This window comes from Peribacillus sp. NPDC076916, assembly GCF_050269675.1.
Taxonomy (GTDB): Bacteria; Bacillota; Bacilli; order Bacillales; family DSM-1321; genus Peribacillus; species Peribacillus aracenensis.
On sequence record NZ_JBNNIU010000001.1, the window covers coordinates 36,637 to 54,220 of the forward strand.

The following is a 17,584-nucleotide window of genomic DNA, read 5'->3' on the forward strand; positions in this document are numbered from 1 at the left end:
TATATGCCGGGTAAACCATTTACTGCAGCCTTACTTTTGTATATATAGAGCAAAAATAGTCATCTATAAGATGACTATTCGGCTTTCGTAAATTGTATCGTAACCAATTGCGTATTCACTTCAGTCGGTGAAATGGAATACTCCAGCTTCTCATCATTCACATAAATCTCAGTTTCATATGCCCTGCCTATATTGATGACAGCTTCTTTCTCATTGGTGAAATCAATTTCCTGGCTCTTGTCCTTGTCGATGGTGCCCTGGAAAAGTAATTTACCTTCACCATTTTTTATGCCTACCCATGGTGAGCCTTTGGAGGTCACCTTTAATTTAAAGGTATCGGTATTTTTTAATTCATACGTACTATTTTTACCGCTGGAACTGGTGACGGCAAGGTTTTGCTCTTTCTTTTCATCCTTGACAACTGCATCATCTTCATTCTTCTTATCAGATGAATCTGATTTTTCTTCATTCTGTTTTTGGTCTGCATTCTCTTCTTCTTTGTTAAACTCTTCACTTTTATTGTATCCCACGGCATCGCTCTGTTTTGGGTCCTTTTTGTCATCGTTATCCGGATTACTCATATAATTCAATACAAGCACCCAAATCAATACGGCCACACCAATGACTAAAACGGCAGCCAAGATCTTCGGTAACATTTCTACAACTTTTGAATTTCCTGCCGGTATGGTTTTCCGGGATTGGACCCTTGAAAGCTGTTCTGGCAATTCCTCGCTATAGACCGATGGTATCTCACTCTTATATTGTTCGAAAATCTCTTCTGAATCCAGTCCGACCGCTTCACAATATTGCTTTATGAATGCCCGTACATAGAACTTCCCAGGCATCATGCTGTAATTTCCCTCTTCAATGCCAATGAGGTAACGTTTTTGAATCTTAGTTAATTCCTGCAAATCATCCAAGCTAAGGCCTTTGGCTTCCCTAGCTTCCTTTAATCGATTACCTAACTCAGTCAAATAAAACACCTGCCATTTTAAAAGTCAAAGGAACCAAAATCCGACCCCGAAAACTGGTCTTTTTGGTCGACAACTTCATATGTTATTTCTTCTTCAGGATTGTTTCGCAATTCAATAATATAATCAAAGTCTTCAAGGGTATACTCAGTATTTTGGACAAAAACATCCGGATGTTCGATTACTTTGACAGCATCAAGCCTCATAATTTCGCGAATCAACTGCCAATGACGTTCATTTGCACGGCGAGTTGAAACAATCCCATCTAAAATGAACAAATTATCATTATTATATTCATCCTCAATTAGCTGACTGCGGATAGTCTGCTTTAAAAGGGTCGATGACACAAACAACCATCTCTTATTAGCACATACACTCGAGGCTACGATAGATTCAGTTTTCCCGACACGTGGCATTCCTCGTATCCCAATCAATTTATGACCTTCCTGTTTAAATAGCTCGGCCAGGAAATCGACAAGCAAGCCTAGTTCATCACGAACAAACCTAAAGGTGTTTTTCTCATCAGCATCGCGCTGAATATAACGTCCATGCCTGACTGCGAGGCGATCACGCAATTTAGGTTCCCTAAGCTTAATGACCTTTATCGTATCCATCGTACGTAGGATTGACTCGAACCTTTCTATATTACGGCTGTCTTTCGCCAACAAAAGTAACCCCCGCCTGCCTTCATCGACCCCGTTGATGGTGATGATATTAATGGAAAGCATACCCAGAAGGGATGATATATCCCCTAATAAACCAGGACGGTTGACTTGAATTTCATATTCAAAATACCATTCTTTATTATCCACGATAACACTCCTTAAGCCTAAAAGTCTTTACCCTCTCAGGGGCAAAAAACTCATCCATCGGAAATTTCAAGGTCTGAACACTTTAATAGTAATTGTCTAGCTTCTATAATATAGCATTTCGTGATAAGTTAAAAGGAAAAACCCTAGAAAAATATTCATTTTTATATAAGGGGATAAATAGGCATCCACTTCAATCCAAAAGGCCCTGTTATTTAATAACAGGGCCTTTTGGATTGATATTTTACTTCGTTCCATTGTTCTCGACTAACCTGACCATGACGCTTGCCATGGCATGCTTTTCTTGATCGTTTGCGACCGACCAAAGATCAGCAAGCACTTTTTCTTGATCATTCTGGGGCTCAACCTGATTAGCCAGGTAATCACCGATTTCGAAAGCCAAGTTGTTAACAGCACTTTCTGACAAACCTTGTTGTTCACCTTGATTTAATCTGTCGCCTAAGAAATTTTTCCATTGATCCCAATTGTCCAGTACAGACATGAATGGTCACCCTTTCCTTCAAAATAGTACATAGATATTTTGTGAAGGAACCGAGAAAATTATACATGTCTAAAAAAAATCATGTGTACCATCCGCCATTTACACCTAAGATTTGCCCGGTTATATAAGACGACTTGTCGGAAAGCAAATAGTATACGGCCTCTGCGACTTCTTTTGAATGGCCCATCCTGCCCATCGGAATATCGCCTTTGATGATTTCCAGGTCTTCCGCACTGAATGATTCGAGCATGGAAGTGGAAATCGCACCGGGGGCAACGGCATTCACCCGGATTCCATTGAGCGATACCTCTTTGCTAAGCGCCTTGATAAAAGCATTTTGACTGCCCTTGACCATAGAATATAACACTTCACAAGATGCACCTGTCTGCCCCCAAATCGATGTGACCGCAACGATGGCAGCCTGTTCTTGGTACATGAGCTTTGGAAGCAGTTCCTTTGTTAATTGGAATGGGCTCGTTACATGCAGCTGGACCATTTCATTAACGATTGTCTCATCCATGTCCGATATAAGCCCATAATAGCTATTGCCACTATTAAGGACGATTGCATGGAGGGCAAAAATATTTTCCGCCAATTTCTTGTATCCATCCGCTGCAGCCAAATCCGCTTGAACCGGAATAAGTTCGACTTGATGAGGCTTCAGCTCTTCAATCAGTTCAAGTATCGCTTCTTCATTGCTGTTATAATGTAAATAAAGTGAGTAATTCTCCTCGGCGAGCTTTATAGCTATTTCCCTGCCGATTCCTCCGCTGGCTCCAGTAATAAGGGCAAAACGTTTCCCCACATTGCCGCCCCCTTTATATTATTTAGGAAGTACCTGGCAGACAGTCATCCGTTGATCGGATATTAAGTCCTCGGCGACCTCCCTGATATCTTCAATCGTTAGTTTTTCCAATACCGATACAACATCGAACAAGTTCATATCATTGAATGCATATCTGGTGAATTGATTCGCTATATATTCCGGCGAGTTCAGGGAGCGAAGGAAAGAACCGATTTTTTTCTTGATTGTCCTTTGCAGGCTTTCTTCATTCAGGCCAGTTCCCGCTTTTGATTTTTGCAGGATACCAAATAAAGACTCCCTCAACTCATCAGGTTTGGCACTGTCCCCGCCAATTAACGCAAACCCAAAACCTTGTTCTTGGGTATAATCATAAGAGAAGGTTTGATCGATCAACCCTTCCTCATATAGCTCCTCATGCAAAGGTGAACTCTTGCCAAATAGCATTTCCAAATATATATTGGTCGCCAATTCCCTTTTCAAAAGCTGTAAACCGGATTGGTGCACATTGATGGCCTTGATGCCCAGCATCACTTTTGGTGTCTGGACATTCATTCTTAAGACTTCCTTATCCTTGGCAACGACTTCCGGCTCTTCGTCAAATTTACGTTCCACTGCAGGTTGTTCGTTGTACCCTTTATTATTTTGATTATCCCTAATCAGTTTCATGGTGCTTTCGACATCTACCGGTCCTACAACGAATAGGAGCATGTTGCTAGGATGGTAAAAAGTATTATAACATTCGTAAAGCATATCCTTCGTAATATCCGCAATCGATTCCACAGTTCCGGCAATATCGATTTTCACTGGGTGTTGATGATACATATTGGCTATCGTCCCGAAATATAATCGCCAGTCTGAATTATCATCATACATATTGATTTCCTGCCCAATGATTCCTTTTTCCTTCTCTACCGTCTTTTCCGAAAAGTAAGGTTCCTGGACAAAGTCAATTAAGGTAGTTAGATTTCTATCGAAATCGGACGTGCTTGAAAATAAATAGGCTGTACGGGTGAAAGAAGTAAAAGCATTTGCAGATGCTCCCTGCTTTGAAAATTGCTGAAAAACATCACCATCTTCCTTTTCAAATAGCTTATGTTCAAGGAAATGGGCAATCCCATCAGGTACTTTAGAGAATTCCGTTCCATTCAATGGTTTAAAATGGTTGTCAATTGAACCATAATTAGTCGTGAAAGTCGCAAATGATTTATTGAACCCACTTTTCGGAAGAATATATACTTCTAGACCATTATCCATTTTTTCATGGAAAAGTTCTTCTTTCAATTGAGTGAATGCTATTTTTTCCATTACCCTTGCACCTCCGCTTCCGTTAGGAAATAAATCGTATCAAGCTGAATTTTTTTACCGACTGCAATGATTTCTTCCTTTGTCGTCCGCTCTGTTTTTGCAAACCAATCGTCGAGCGATATATCCTGCCCGGAAACCACATTATGATATAAAATTTCCACAAGACCTCTCGAAACGTCAATGGTTTCAAGGAGTTGGTTCTTAACGACCGCCTTTGTCTGTGCCAGTTCCTCTTCGGAAAAGTTCCCTTGCTTCATTTCCTTCATTTGTGCATGGATGATATCCAATGCCTGCTTGTAGTTGGCATTCTCAATGCCCGCCATGACCATTAAAAGTCCTTTATGACTTTCAAGCCTTGAAGCTGCATAATAAGCAAGGCTGGCTTTCTCCCTGACATTAATGAAAAGTTTCGAATGTGAAAAGCCACCAAAAATCCCATTGAATAGCTGGAGAGCATAATAATCCGGATCACCGTATGCAACTTGGGTTCGATAACCGATATTCAATTTACCTTGTTTTACATCCGAATTTTCGATGATTTCTTTTTCCTTCTCCACTACCTTGCCCGGCTTCCTTTGCAGTCTCACAGGCACTCGTTCTTGCAACGACACATGCTTGTCAGCTAGAGCCTCCACTTCCGATTCATTGATGTCACCGATTACATATAAATCGATTTCATCCTCCGTCAGCACTTTTTTATAATAGGCGTAAAGGGATTCTGGAGTTATCGTTTCCAAGTCTTGAAGATTGCCGCTCGCTTCTAGAGCATATGGTTCCTTTTTGCACATTTCCTCTACAAGGCGTGTAGCTGAGTATCGCATCTTGTCATCGGAAATGGATTGAATCCGCTGTTTTAAAGAACGGATTTCATTGGAAACCGTTTTAGAGTCAAAGGCTTCGCCGTTCTTCTTCGGATTAAAGATCACTTCTGATAATAACCCAAAAGCCTTTTCGAGAAGGGGGGTTGAATCACTAAGGAACTTTTCATTGACGATATCGATCGTAAAACTTATGATTTGATATTCTCCTTTTTTAGCAACATCGACATAAAACCCTGCTCCATATAAATCATCAAGATACGATCGAAGCTCGGGTGTTGTAGGGTATTTACTTGTATTGCTTTGTAACACATATGGCAGTAATGCACGATATGTAACGTCCTCTTTTGTCAACGGGGCTTTCATCTTCAGCACGAGAGTATTCGTTTTATATTTATCCGTCTGGACTACATGAAGCTTGTAACCGCTTTTTTCCGTAATTGTATCGGAAGCAATAGACATGAATAATCCTCCTCATTATATAAATCACCTTTATTAGCTTATTGTTTGTAGATTGGAACCCTTTTAAACATCTACTTAAAATATACATGTGAAAGGAAAAATCATGCAAGTTACAGCTACTTTTTTTGGTATTTCACCAGCCTCACCATCACTTATGGCTCAAGCTCAAAAGACAAAACCGGCCAGCAAAGTTTGCTGACCGGTTAAATACTTATCTTTTCCCTTTGATATATGGCTGTCCGGATGCCTTCGGAGCATCTGCACGTCCAATGAAACCAGTTAGTGCAATGATCGTCAGAACATAAGGAGCGATCAAGAGATAAACCGATGGAATATCCTTGAAGAAGGGAAGGCTCGAGCCAACGATACTTAAACTTTGTGCCAAACCAAAGAATAACGCAGCACCCATTGCCCCGATCGGGTGCCACTTACCAAAAATCATGGCGGCAATGGCCATGAAACCTTGACCATTAATTGTCGCATGATTGAATTCATTCGAAAAGATGGTAGCATAAATCGCTCCGCCGATACCGCCAAAAGCACCTGATAATAAAACGGCGGCATAGCGGATTTTCGTAACATTGACACCCATCGTGTCAGCAGCCATCGGATGCTCACCCACTGCACGGATCCTTAACCCGAAAGGTGTTTTATAAAGTACGTACCAAACGACAAAGGATATTAGAATCGCTATATATACGATATAATAACCATTTGAGAAAAAGATGGGTCCTATAAATGGAATATCACTTAGTAACGGAACATCAATCCGTGGGAATGTTTCTGTGATTCTATCAGTTTGACCTTTGTCAAAAATCAGCTTCACCAAAAACATGGTCAGACCTACTGCCAACAAGTTGATGGCGACCCCACTGACCGTTTGATCCGCCCTGAACGTAATGCATGCCACAGCATGCAGAATGGAAAACAGCAAGCCGGCAATCATTGCCGCCAAGACTGCCAGCCAAGGAGTCCATTCCCCAAATACATCAGCAAACATTAAGTTAAAAACAATCCCTGTAAAGGCACCAATGACCATCAAGCCTTCTAAACCGATGTTTATGACACCAGCCCGTTCAGAAAACACTCCTCCGAGTGAAGTAAAAATAAGTGGAGCAGCTAGAGCAATCATTGATGGAATAATAATTTGTAATACTTGGTAAAAGTCCACTTATTTCACCCCTTTCTTAAATCGAGCGGCAATCCAACGAATAAAATAACTGGATGCGACAAAGAAAATGATCAATGCTATGACAATATCTACTATTTCACTTGGTATGCCGGTTTCTAGCGGCATATTTAAGGCACCTGCTTTCAGCCCCCCAAATAATAAGGCTGCCAGCACGACACCAATAGCCGTATTCGCTCCTAGTAAGGCTACTGCAATCCCGTCAAAGCCCATACCTGTGAACCCGCCTTTGACTGCGGCATAACCGAAAGTTCCAAGGCCTTCCATCGCACCTGCAAGCCCTGCAAACGCACCTGAAATAACCATGGAAAGTATGATGTTCTTATTTACACTCATCCCTGCATATTCGGACGCGTGCTGATTGAAACCTACCGCTTTCAGTTCAAAGCCGGTTTTTGTCCTTTCAAGAAGGAACCACATGATGATTACGCAAATAATCGCGACCACTATTCCCCAATGCATCCGGGAAAAATCCGTAATGCTTTCGAAAAAAGGAGACCGAAGTGATGCTGTATCGGCAATTCTTTCTGTTTTATCCAGTTTGTCAGTCATTACATTCCTAATTAAATAATTCGTCACATATAAAGCTGTATAATTCAACATGATAGAAACGATCACTTCATGTACGCGGAACTTAGCTTTTAAATAACCAGGGATAAATGCCCACAAGGCGCCAGCAGCTGCACCAGCTAAGATGGCAAATGGTAAATGGATGATCCTTGGAAGATCAAAAGCAATTCCGACCCAAACTGCCGCCAGCCAGCCTACAATTAATTGCCCTTCCACGCCGATATTGAATAGGCCCGTGCGGAAAGCAAAAGCCACTGCCAAACCAGCAAGGATATAAGGGATGATTGTCCTGACGGATTCCCCTACATAATAAGAATCCCCAATAATTCCATTTATCATGGAGCCATAGCCGGCAACTGGGTCATAGCCGCTTACTAACATGATTATTGCCCCAACGACCAAGCCGAGGATAACTGCTATTAACGGACTCGTTAATTTAGATAAATACTTAGACATTTTGTTTTCCACCTGCTTCCGTCCGTTTACTGCCGGCCATAAGAAGGCCAAGCTCCTGTTCAGTCGTTTCTTTCGGATCGACAATTGCGACGATTTCCCCTTCGTATATAACGGCAATTCTATCGCTCACATTCATGATTTCTTCCAATTCAAATGATATGAGAAGTACCGCTTTTCCTGCATCACGCTGTTCAATTAGACGTTTATGGATAAACTCGATCGCTCCGACATCAAGTCCGCGTGTTGGCTGTGCGGCAATCAATAAATCCGGGTTCCTATCAACTTCCCGGCCGATGATAGCTTTTTGTTGATTCCCTCCAGAAAGCGCCCTTGCCGGGGTATATTCACTCGGGGTGCGAACATCGTAACTTTTGATCAATGAACGGGCTTTTTCGAAAATTTTCTTTGAGTTCAAGATACCTGCTTTTGAAAAAGGCTTTTGATAGTAGGTTTGCAAGACAATATTTTCCCCAATGCTGTAATCGAGAACCAAACCATGTTTATGTCTGTCTTCCGGAATATGGCCGACACCTGCTTCAGTGATCTTACGCGGCTTAAGGTTCCTGATCTCTTTTCCATTTAGCTTTATCGAACCTGCTGTTGTCTTCCTTAGTCCAGCCAATGCTTCAATTAGTTCGGATTGACCATTTCCATCTACACCAGCGATACCGACAATTTCTCCTGCACGGACTGTTAACTCCAAATTCCGAACAGCTGAAACGCCCCGGGAATCCTTGACTTCCAGTTCACGAACTTCAAGAACTACATCCGAAGGAGTGGCTGCCGCTTTTTCCGTCTTGAATAGAACTTCCCTACCGACCATTAAGCTGGCCAATTCGTCAGGGTTCGTTTCGTTGACATTCACTGTACCGATTCCTTGCCCTTTGCGTATAACCGTTACCCGGTCACAAACCTCCATGATTTCCTTAAGTTTGTGTGTGATTAAAATGATAGATTTCCCTTCTTTGATAAGGGCTTTCATAATATATATCAATTCCTTGATTTCTTGAGGAGTCAATACAGCGGTCGGTTCATCAAAAATCAATATCTCCGCACCGCGGTAAAGCGTCTTAAGAATCTCGACACGCTGTTGCATCCCTATTGAAATATCGGCAATTTTTGCGTAGGGGTCAACACGAAGCTGATATTGTTCTGATAGTTTCCTAACTTCCTCGCTCGCTTCTTTCAAATCGATCTTACCCGCTTTTGATGGTTCTTTTCCTAATATGATATTTTCCGTTACTGTAAAAGGGTCAACGAGCATAAAATGCTGATGGACCATCCCAATCCCTAAATCATTGGCAATGTTAGGACTGGTAATCTTGACTGGCTTGCCATTCACACGGATTTCTCCCTGCTCAGGCTGATATAAGCCGAATAAAACATTCATCAAAGTGGATTTACCCGCGCCATTTTCACCTAATAATGCGTGAATCTCCCCTTTTTTAACCTGCAGGGTAACGTTATCATTTGCGACGATGCCGGGGAATTCCTTACGGATATTGAGCATCTCAATTACATATTCCACGTATTATCAACTCCTAAAATGAGTGTACATATTCTTAAATCATTTAATTGCTGCTAGTAACTTATTGATTTTTAAAAAAACCAAATGAAAAACTACGATTCTATCATAGTTTTTCATTCGAAATTTTTCAGTGCAAAGAGTTATTGGGAAAAGAAAGAATAGAGGGCAATCCTGCCTCCCTATTCTTTCTGGCATTACAGCTTATAAACCAAGTTTTTCGAATTCTTCATCCGTACCCGGAACTACGAATTCACCTGATTTGATTTTTTCTGTCCACTCTTCGACCGCTTTTAAAGATTCTTCTGTAACGTTATCTTTTGTATCGGAAATGCCTACACCGTTTTCTTCGATACCGTACTCAATTACTTTTCCGCCAGGGAAGTTTCCTTCTTTCGCTTTCTCGGAAAGGTCTTTAACTGCTACGTCAACTCGTTTTAGCATGGAAGTCAGTGTGATATTGTCGTCAGTTCCCGGAACTGCCCCTAATTTAGCTTGGTCGCTATCTACACCGATAACATAGATTTCTCTTTTAGGATCTTTTTGCTTTTGCTCTACAGCTTCAGTGAATACACCTTTTCCAGTTCCTCCAGCAGCGTGATAAATGATATCGATACCAGAAGAATACATGGAGCCTGCAGTGGATTTACCGATATCAGCTTTATTGAAGTCTCCCGCATATTTAACTTCAACTTTCGCATCCGGGTTTACAGATAATACCCCAGCCTTAAAACCAACTTCGAATTTCTTGATTAATTCAGATTCAACACCGCCGATAAAACCGACCTTGTTTGTTTTCGTTTGCAATCCGGCAATTACACCTACAAGGAATGAACCTTGCTGCTCTTTAAAATTAATGCTGGCTACGTTCTTTTTATCAACAACAGTATCCACGATAGCAAAGTGTGAATCCGGACGTTGGTCAGCCACTTCACCAACAGATTCGGCTAAAAGAAAACCGATACCATAAATAAGTTGGTAATCTTCACGTACAAGCGTATTCAGGTTTTTAGCGTAATCGGCATCTGATTTAGATTGCAGGTAGTTATAGCCATCTTTACCTTTTTCCAGACCATTATCTTTACCGAATTCCTGAATGCCCTTCCAAGCGGATTGGTTGAACGACTCGTCATCCACGCCGCCTGTATCAGTTACCATCGCAACCGTGAAGTTATCTTTGTTTTTCCCATTTGAAGATTCTTTATCATCATTCTCTGAATTACCACATGCCCCTAGTAGCGTACCGGCTGCAAGAACAAGTGAAAGAGCTAGTCCTAATTTGCGCTTTTTCAATTTTTATCCCCCTAATTTACATAGTTTTTTGAGCAGGAATGTTCTGAAAAGTCATTTATGTTTGCGTTTTCACTTCTCGTTAATTTTTTTTGCTAATGTTTGATTTGAATTTTACGGAATCAAAACAAACGCTTGCATTCACCCGTATGCAGAGTCAGGGCCTACACACGTTTACGAAGAACATGAAAGCTGAACATATTGGCTTTAAAGTAGTTAACAGAATACAGGATAGGCTGGTCCCAATCATCCAGATGCATCTGCTTTAAAACGAGTAGTGCGGCTTCTGGAGAGCATTTAAGGATAGGAGAAACTTTCTCATGGTATCCAATAGGCTCAATCTCCGCTACGGCATGCGTAATTTTCCGATGCGCATCTCTTTCCAAAATATCAAAAAGAGACTCATCATTCCGGTCAAAATTTTCTGATAGTATAGATTCAGGAATTTTGTCAATGCAGTAGACAACTGGCTCCCCATTCGCTGTCCTTACTCGCTCGATGATGACGATGCGTTCATCTGTTGAACATGAAAACCTGCGTATATCCTCTTCTGTAGGTTCTTGGGCCGTCGAGCTTAAGAAAATCGTACCCGGTTTCATTCCTGCCTCTTCAATCATGTTCGTGACACTTTTTAATTGCTCGATACCTGAAGTGAACCGAGGTTTCGGATTGACGAAAGTCCCAACTCCATGGCGGCGAATGATGATGTTTTCTTCTTCTAAAATTCGCAGCGCTTCTCGAAGTGTCGCCCTACTCACTCCCAATTTTTTTGCAAGATCGAATTCTGAAGGGAATTTTTCATTTTCCTGATAGACTCCTGCTTCAATATCCTGCTTCAGGTAATCAATGACCTGCAAATATAAATGTCGACTATCTGATTTTATTGACATACAGTTTCCCCCAGCTAATTTCTTAAGACATCAGACCTCTGATGTTGAATCATTCCTACTAATCGAAAATAATATAACATTTTTTTTGATATAAATAAATAGTGTTTTACTATTTACTTTAAAAGAATTTAGGAGAAATTACCCTTACATGTGTCTTTCAATCTAGATAAGACCGCGAAATTTGTACGATTATTCTCCTAAATCAGATAAATTCATTTTGAAAATGCAAAATGAATGCCGCTCTGTTCAAGATGATGTTTTCCTGTATAATAAGATTTATCTTCTTTGAAGGGATGTACACAAGATGTTAAAGATTACAGAATACACGATCGAAAAATTAAATGATCCATTTGGTATTTTGTCCGGGGAACGTTACGAGTTGTTCTTGGATATTGAAGTGCCTGAAGAGGATGAGCTCTTTTCAGAAAATGGTTTATATATCAGGGTGCTTTTTGCTGTGGAAGAACAAATAGGCAAATTGATTAAATATGATATTTTTGAAAAAGGGAACGAAGGCGCACTCGAATTCGATTTAGAAGATGATGAAGAAGCGATGATTACCGACTTCTGCCTTAAACATTTGGACGAGGCGATGAATAATTAAAAAACCGGGCTGCAGCCCGGTTTTTTTCAACTATGATGAATGCGCTTCATCCTGTTCATCTTTAGTAACCAATACATTTCGTGGTTTACTGCCTTCATAGGGACCGACAATTCCCCTTGCTTCCATTTCATCGATCAATCTTGCTGCCCGGGTATAGCCAATCCGGAAACGGCGCTGCAGCATGGAGACAGATGCAGTCTGCATTTCTACGATCAAGGACACCGCATCCCCGTATAAATTATCTTCGACTTCACCATTTGAAGTTTCTGCAATTTCATCTGGTATCATCTCTTCGTTATATTGTGCTTTTTGCTGTGAAATGACATATGTGACAACTTCCTCGACTTCGTTGTCGGATAAAAAGGCCCCTTGAACGCGTACCGGTTTTGAAGCTCCTGCAGGCAGGAAGAGCATGTCACCCCGTCCTAACAGTTTTTCGGCTCCACCCATGTCGAGAATCGTTCTTGAATCGGTCATGGATGAGACACTAAAAGCGATTCGAGATGGGATGTTCGCTTTAATGACCCCTGTAATTACATCTACGGATGGCCGCTGAGTGGCAATTATCAAGTGGATGCCCGCGGCACGTGCCATTTGTGCAAGCCGTGTGATGGCATCCTCTACATCATTTGAGGCGACCATCATCAAATCCGCCAGCTCATCGACAATCACTACGATATAAGGCAAGAGCGGTTGTTTGGCATCTTCTTCAATGTTATACCGGTTAATATAATCATTGTAGCCTTCAATATTACGGGTACCGGAATGAGAAAATAGCTCGTAGCGCCTTTCCATTTCACTGACCACTTTTTGCAAAGCCTGTGCAGCTTTCTTTGGATTGGTCACTACAGGCGCGAGTAAGTGGGGGATTCCATTATAGACATTCAACTCCACCATTTTTGGATCGATCATCATCATTTTCACTTCATGCGGTTTTGCGCGCATCAGAATACTCGTGATAATCCCGTTGATACAAACGGATTTCCCGCTGCCGGTGGCACCAGCAACTAGTAAATGCGGCATTTTATTAAGCTCCGCCTTAACCGCTTCACCAGAAATATTCCGCCCTAAGCCTATTTGCAGTTTTGCGTCAGGCTTGTCAACTTCTTTGGCCTCTAAAACTTCCCTTAATGACACCATTGCCACTTCGGAGTTGGGCACTTCTATTCCGATAGCCGATTTCCCGGGAATCGGAGCTTCGATCCTAATATCCTTTGCGGCAAGTGCAAGAGCCAAGTCATCGGATAGGCTGACAATTTTACTTACCTTCACCCCTACATCCGGATGGACTTCATATTTGGTTACGGCTGGGCCTAAATGAACTTGAGTGACCCTCGCTTTCACTCCAAAGCTATGAAAGGTGCGCTCAAGTTTTGCCGCATTCTCATGGATCAATTGGTACTCTCCGCTTTGGTCCGTTATTTTGGGCTGCAATAACAAAGAAAGAGGCGGTAAAAGATATTCTTTATTCTCCACTTCCGTAAAATTCATAGGCGGAACGGCGTCATCCTGTTCCTCTGCACTTTCGGCTGCAGGTTCCGTAACTACTGGAGTTATTTCGTTTTCGTCGCTATAGGCTTTATCAGCAAAGCTGGAAATGATCCGTTCGGTCGCCATTTGCTGTGTTTCCTCTTCTTGATGAAGGGGCTGATCGGTTTCCTCCACCGGATCGTTTTCCCGTTTCTTCTTTTTCACGGGATTCTTTTTCTTTTCTTTTTTGTCGTCATTCCACGTTTTCATATCATCTCTGAAAGCAGACCATTGCTTTTTGAAAAAGACGCCAAGACCCCTGAAAAACTTCCCGAGGGTTTCACCTAACGTTTTCCCGGTCAATAGGACGGCACCTACTATGATAAAAAGGAATGAAACGATTTTCGATCCAGCTTCGTCGAATAAAAAGTATGAGGCTGCAAATAATATCGCTCCAATCATACCGCCCCCAAGGTCCTTTGTGCTGGCCTTGCCGGTCACTTCCATCCAGAATAGTTCCCATGTATTCGAAATGACACTTGGCTTCGTAAACGGCCCTCCATCTGCAAGCATGTTAAACAGTGTGACATGACTTAGCAGGAGCATGCTCGCGACAAGAAAATACATCCCGACGAATTGCCGTTTTAACAGGTATGGGACCTCCCTTTTTATCATCAAATAGAAGCCAGCTGCAATTGCCCCCAACAAAAAGAGGATATACCATTCCCCCATGAAGAAGCGGATTAAAAAGACCGTCCCGTTTCCCACAGCTCCAAGCTTGGCAATGGCAATGATGGCCAAACCTATTAAAGTTAGGCCGATCAATTCATATTTAAGCGTTAGTTTTAATTTCTCTGTACTATTCTTTTTTCTGCGTTTCTTTTTTGCCATAATATCACCTGATTCTTCATGAAACTATTCTAACTTTCCTATTCAACATCACTACATGATTTCCCTTCTCGAAACAAACGTTCGCTCACTGATTATATCAAATATATATGTACCTGTCCTTGATATATATACCATTTATTATTTAGACAAACATTTTGCCCACATAATGAATAAAGCAGCCAAGCGGCTGCTGATTTTCATACCAGTATATCATAATTTACCTCAGTTAGTCGTTTTTACTAATGATTCATCTGTTCGAACACATTTATGACAGCCCCCGGCTGTATGTGTACATTCATATAATCTTCTGGATCCGTGCTTACTATTCGATCAATGCGAAACGTGCGGCCTCCGTCATGTTCAACCATTACATGTACACCATTATAGATCATTTCTATTAAATTTGCCGTCTTTTCATGGTGATGAGGGAAAATTATTTCTTCAGGAACGATTGTATAAAGCGTCATTGCAGAAGCCCCTCCTCTTCCCCGGCAATTTTTGGCCTTCTTTCTTCCATGAAGCTATTTAGTTTTCTCATGGCCTGGCCTACTCCTCCTACATCATCGATCATACCGATTTCAACTGCCTCGGCCCCGATTACATTCGTGCCGATATCCCGGGTTAAATTTCCTTTAGCAAACATTAAATCCTTAAAACTTTCTTCCGATACGTTGGAGTGCCGCGTAACAAATTTAATGACTCTTTCCTGCATTTTATCCAAGTATTCAAAGGTTTGAGGCACGCCAATGACTAGCCCTGTCAAACGAATGGGATGAATCGTCATCGTTGCTGTTTCTGCTATATAGCTATGGTCACACGAAACGGCAATAGGCACACCGATCGAGTGACCTCCCCCAAGTACAATCGAGACGGAAGGCTTTGAAAGGGAGGCCAGCATTTCTGCGATGGCTAGTCCCGCTTCGACATCTCCTCCGACTGTATTTAAAATGACAAGCAGCCCCTCTATATTGGGATTTTGTTCAATTGCCACAATTTGCGGAATAACATGTTCATATTTGGTCGTTTTATTTTGAGGCGGCAGCTGCATATGTCCTTCAATTTGTCCAATGATCGTCAAACAATGGATTTTTGAGTCCTGAGATAGTTGCGGAACATTAGTAGCCCCCAGCTGCTGGATTTTTTCGATTAAAGTTGAATTCTTACCTTCCTGTTTGCCTTCATTTTCATTTGGTAATGGTGCATTATCCACTATGCCAACCCCTTTCTCTTAAGCCTATAGCTTTATTATGTCTCGAGTCTCGGACTTCATTCTTCAAGATATAAGAGGTTTGACACAGAAAAAAGAACCCCTGACTGTTTAAACCAGGGGTTCCTTACTTAATATTCCATGATTATAGGTAAAATCATTGGGCGGCGTTTAGTTTTCTCATAGAAGAATTGGTTTAACGCATCACGCATTTCCTGCTTCAGCGTGGACCAATCAAAAGGTTGGCGCGACCCATTTTTCTTTACGATTTCACTTACTATTTCAGTTGCTTCCCCAATCATTTTTTCAGATTCGCGAACATATACGAAGCCCCTTGAAATGATTTCAGGTCCTGCTGCAATGCTTTTATCCTGACGGTTCAACGTGACCACTACAATCAAAATGCCATCCTGGGATAACAAGCGACGATCACGAAGAACGATATTACCCACATCTCCAACACCACTGCCATCTATCAGGATATTTCCTGCAGAGACTTTGCCGGAAAGACCCATTTTATTGCCCTTTAGTTCGATGACATCACCTTTTTCGGCAATGATGATGTTTTCACGTTCAATTCCCGCAGCAACCCCAACTTTTTGATGGGCATATAAATGACGGTATTCCCCATGTACAGGGATCAAGAATTTAGGATTCATCAAATTGATCATCATTTTAAGTTCTTCCTGGCTTCCATGCCCTGTTACGTGCACTTTATATTTATTGGCAGATACCACTTCAGCACCTACCCTGTAAAGCAAATCGACGGTTTTGGATAAAATAAGTTCGCCGCCCTGTAGGGGTGATGCACTGATCAAAACTGTGTCTCCCTTTTTGATCGTCACCTGCTTGTGGGTCTGTTTTGCCATTTTTTGCAGTGCCGCAATGGGCTCCCCCTGATGACCTGTCGATAACACGACGATTTCACGGTCGTCATACTGGCGAATTTCATTAATCGGGATTATCAGCTCTTCTTCGACCTTTAAGTAGCCAAGGTTCAAGGCTGTTTCATAAACGCGTTGCAGGCTTTTTCCTACAACTGCCACTTTTCTGCGACTTGCTGCCGCTGCATTGAAAACATGTTGAATCCGGTTAATGTTCGAAGCGAAGCACGCTACGATGATCCTTCCGGAGGCTGCATGAAAAACCTCTGTAATATCTTTGGCCACAACTGCTTCTGATGTCGTATAACCTGGCCTCTCGGCACCGGTACTATCCGAAAGCAAGCATAGGACACCTTCTTCACCGATACCAGCCATTTTACCGATTTCCGGTTTATATAAATCTGTTGCTGCTTGATCGAATTTGAAATCCCCAGTATAAACGATTGCACCTTCACGAGTGTGGATCACGACTCCGACGGAATCGGGAATACTATGGTTTGTCCGGAAAAAAGACACAGCCGCTTGAGGGAAACTTAAAAGAGAATCCGAATCGATTTCAGTGAATGTTGCCCTGCCGTTAAATCCGTCTTCCTTTAATTTCGTTTTAATTAAAGCTAGTGTAAGCTTTGTTCCATAAACAGGTGCCGGTAAATATTTCAAGACATAAGCAAGCGCTCCCATATGGTCTTCATGACCATGGGTAATGAATATCCCCTGCACCCTTTCCTTATTATCCATCAAATAAGAAATATCAGGGATGACCGCATCGATTCCGAGCATTTCGTCTTCTGGCAGCATTAACCCTGCATCAAGAAGATAGATGTCCTCGTTCACCTCAACGACGTACATATTTTTACCAAGTTCCCCTTGTCCTCCAAGAGAAATGACTTTTATTCCATTATTTTCATCTTTACCCAATCGAATATCCTCCTTAAA

At 41.8% G+C, this 17,584-nt stretch carries 16 protein-coding genes; 1 reads left to right on the forward strand and 15 read right to left on the reverse strand.

Annotated features, from left to right (window positions below):
• Positions 1-74: 74 nt before the first annotated feature.
• The 11 genes from ACQKFG_RS00190 to ACQKFG_RS00240 all read right to left on the reverse strand — a co-directional run bounded on the left by ACQKFG_RS00190 (position 75) and on the right by ACQKFG_RS00240 (position 11,592).
• Complete coding sequence (locus ACQKFG_RS00190) at positions 75-983, reverse strand: helix-turn-helix domain-containing protein (RefSeq protein WP_228467356.1); 909 nt, start codon at positions 981-983, stop codon at positions 75-77.
• A gap of 8 nt (positions 984-991) precedes the next feature.
• The gene (locus ACQKFG_RS00195; protein ID WP_034313530.1) at positions 992-1,783 is read right to left on the reverse strand and encodes a DUF3388 domain-containing protein; all 792 of its coding nucleotides are present in this window, start codon (positions 1,781-1,783) and stop codon (positions 992-994) included.
• Between the two features lie 241 nt (positions 1,784-2,024).
• Positions 2,025-2,282, reverse strand: coding sequence for a DUF3243 domain-containing protein (locus tag ACQKFG_RS00200; RefSeq protein ID WP_192204079.1), 258 nt, complete (start codon positions 2,280-2,282; stop codon positions 2,025-2,027).
• Between the two features lie 79 nt (positions 2,283-2,361).
• A complete protein-coding gene (gene ymfI / locus ACQKFG_RS00205; RefSeq protein ID WP_192204078.1) occupies positions 2,362-3,087 on the reverse strand; it encodes an elongation factor P 5-aminopentanone reductase in 726 nt (241 codons plus the stop codon).
• Between the two features lie 18 nt (positions 3,088-3,105).
• On the reverse strand, positions 3,106-4,392 hold the full coding sequence (gene yfmH / locus ACQKFG_RS00210) for an EF-P 5-aminopentanol modification-associated protein YfmH (protein ID WP_192204077.1): 1,287 nt from the start codon (positions 4,390-4,392) through the stop codon (positions 3,106-3,108).
• Complete coding sequence (yfmF, locus tag ACQKFG_RS00215) at positions 4,392-5,672, reverse strand: EF-P 5-aminopentanol modification-associated protein YfmF (protein ID WP_427555380.1); 1,281 nt, start codon at positions 5,670-5,672, stop codon at positions 4,392-4,394. Before yfmF ends, yfmH begins: the two co-directional genes overlap by 1 nt.
• Before the next feature lie 211 nt (positions 5,673-5,883).
• On the reverse strand, positions 5,884-6,843 hold the full coding sequence (locus tag ACQKFG_RS00220; protein ID WP_192204075.1) for an ABC transporter permease: 960 nt from the start codon (positions 6,841-6,843) through the stop codon (positions 5,884-5,886).
• On the reverse strand, positions 6,844-7,887 hold the full coding sequence (locus ACQKFG_RS00225; RefSeq protein WP_260284294.1) for an ABC transporter permease: 1,044 nt from the start codon (positions 7,885-7,887) through the stop codon (positions 6,844-6,846).
• A complete protein-coding gene (locus ACQKFG_RS00230) occupies positions 7,880-9,415 on the reverse strand; it encodes an ABC transporter ATP-binding protein (RefSeq protein WP_192204073.1) in 1,536 nt (511 codons plus the stop codon). The genes ACQKFG_RS00225 and ACQKFG_RS00230 overlap by 8 nt, the downstream gene beginning before the upstream one ends.
• A gap of 201 nt (positions 9,416-9,616) precedes the next feature.
• The gene (locus tag ACQKFG_RS00235; protein ID WP_192204072.1) at positions 9,617-10,705 is read right to left on the reverse strand and encodes a BMP family lipoprotein; all 1,089 of its coding nucleotides are present in this window, start codon (positions 10,703-10,705) and stop codon (positions 9,617-9,619) included.
• 161 nt (positions 10,706-10,866) lie between these two features.
• Complete coding sequence (locus ACQKFG_RS00240) at positions 10,867-11,592, reverse strand: GntR family transcriptional regulator (protein WP_192204071.1); 726 nt, start codon at positions 11,590-11,592, stop codon at positions 10,867-10,869.
• Between the two features lie 304 nt (positions 11,593-11,896).
• Here ACQKFG_RS00240 and ACQKFG_RS00245 point away from each other — a divergent pair, with 304 nt between their 5' ends.
• Positions 11,897-12,196: a DUF6509 family protein gene (locus tag ACQKFG_RS00245; protein WP_192204070.1), complete on the forward strand. Its 300-nt coding sequence runs from the start codon at positions 11,897-11,899 to the stop codon at positions 12,194-12,196.
• A 30-nt stretch (positions 12,197-12,226) separates the two neighbouring features.
• Here the strand turns inward: ACQKFG_RS00245 and ACQKFG_RS00250 are convergent, their stop codons facing one another.
• The 4 genes from ACQKFG_RS00250 to ACQKFG_RS00265 all read right to left on the reverse strand — a co-directional run bounded on the left by ACQKFG_RS00250 (position 12,227) and on the right by ACQKFG_RS00265 (position 17,566).
• Positions 12,227-14,557: a DNA translocase FtsK gene (locus ACQKFG_RS00250; protein ID WP_427555387.1), complete on the reverse strand. Its 2,331-nt coding sequence runs from the start codon at positions 14,555-14,557 to the stop codon at positions 12,227-12,229.
• A 239-nt stretch (positions 14,558-14,796) separates the two neighbouring features.
• Positions 14,797-15,024, reverse strand: a complete 228-nt coding sequence (locus ACQKFG_RS00255) for a YlzJ-like family protein (RefSeq protein ID WP_098370978.1) — start codon at positions 15,022-15,024, stop codon at positions 14,797-14,799.
• Positions 15,021-15,767 (reverse strand): ClpP family protease, encoded by a 747-nt coding sequence (locus ACQKFG_RS00260; RefSeq protein WP_228467355.1) that lies wholly within the window; start codon positions 15,765-15,767, stop codon positions 15,021-15,023. Before ACQKFG_RS00260 ends, ACQKFG_RS00255 begins: the two co-directional genes overlap by 4 nt.
• Before the next feature lie 128 nt (positions 15,768-15,895).
• Complete coding sequence (locus tag ACQKFG_RS00265; RefSeq protein ID WP_427555392.1) at positions 15,896-17,566, reverse strand: ribonuclease J; 1,671 nt, start codon at positions 17,564-17,566, stop codon at positions 15,896-15,898.
• Positions 17,567-17,584 lie beyond the last annotated feature (18 nt).

Coding starts and splice junctions, on each gene's coding strand:
- ACQKFG_RS00200 (WP_192204079.1), bottom strand. CDS start 2,282: ATGTCTGTACTGGACAATTGGGATCAATGGAAAAATTTCTTAGGCGAC.
- yfmH (WP_192204077.1), bottom strand. CDS start 4,392: ATGGAAAAAATAGCATTCACTCAATTGAAAGAAGAACTTTTCCATGAA.
- yfmF (WP_427555380.1), bottom strand. CDS start 5,672: ATGTCTATTGCTTCCGATACAATTACGGAAAAAAGCGGTTACAAGCTT.
- ACQKFG_RS00225 (WP_260284294.1), bottom strand. CDS start 7,887: ATGTCTAAGTATTTATCTAAATTAACGAGTCCGTTAATAGCAGTTATC.
- ACQKFG_RS00240 (WP_192204071.1), bottom strand. CDS start 11,592: ATGTCAATAAAATCAGATAGTCGACATTTATATTTGCAGGTCATTGAT.
- ACQKFG_RS00245 (WP_192204070.1), top strand. CDS start 11,897: ATGTTAAAGATTACAGAATACACGATCGAAAAATTAAATGATCCATTT.
- ACQKFG_RS00250 (WP_427555387.1), bottom strand. CDS start 14,557: ATGGCAAAAAAGAAACGCAGAAAAAAGAATAGTACAGAGAAATTAAAA.
- ACQKFG_RS00255 (WP_098370978.1), bottom strand. CDS start 15,024: ATGACGCTTTATACAATCGTTCCTGAAGAAATAATTTTCCCTCATCAC.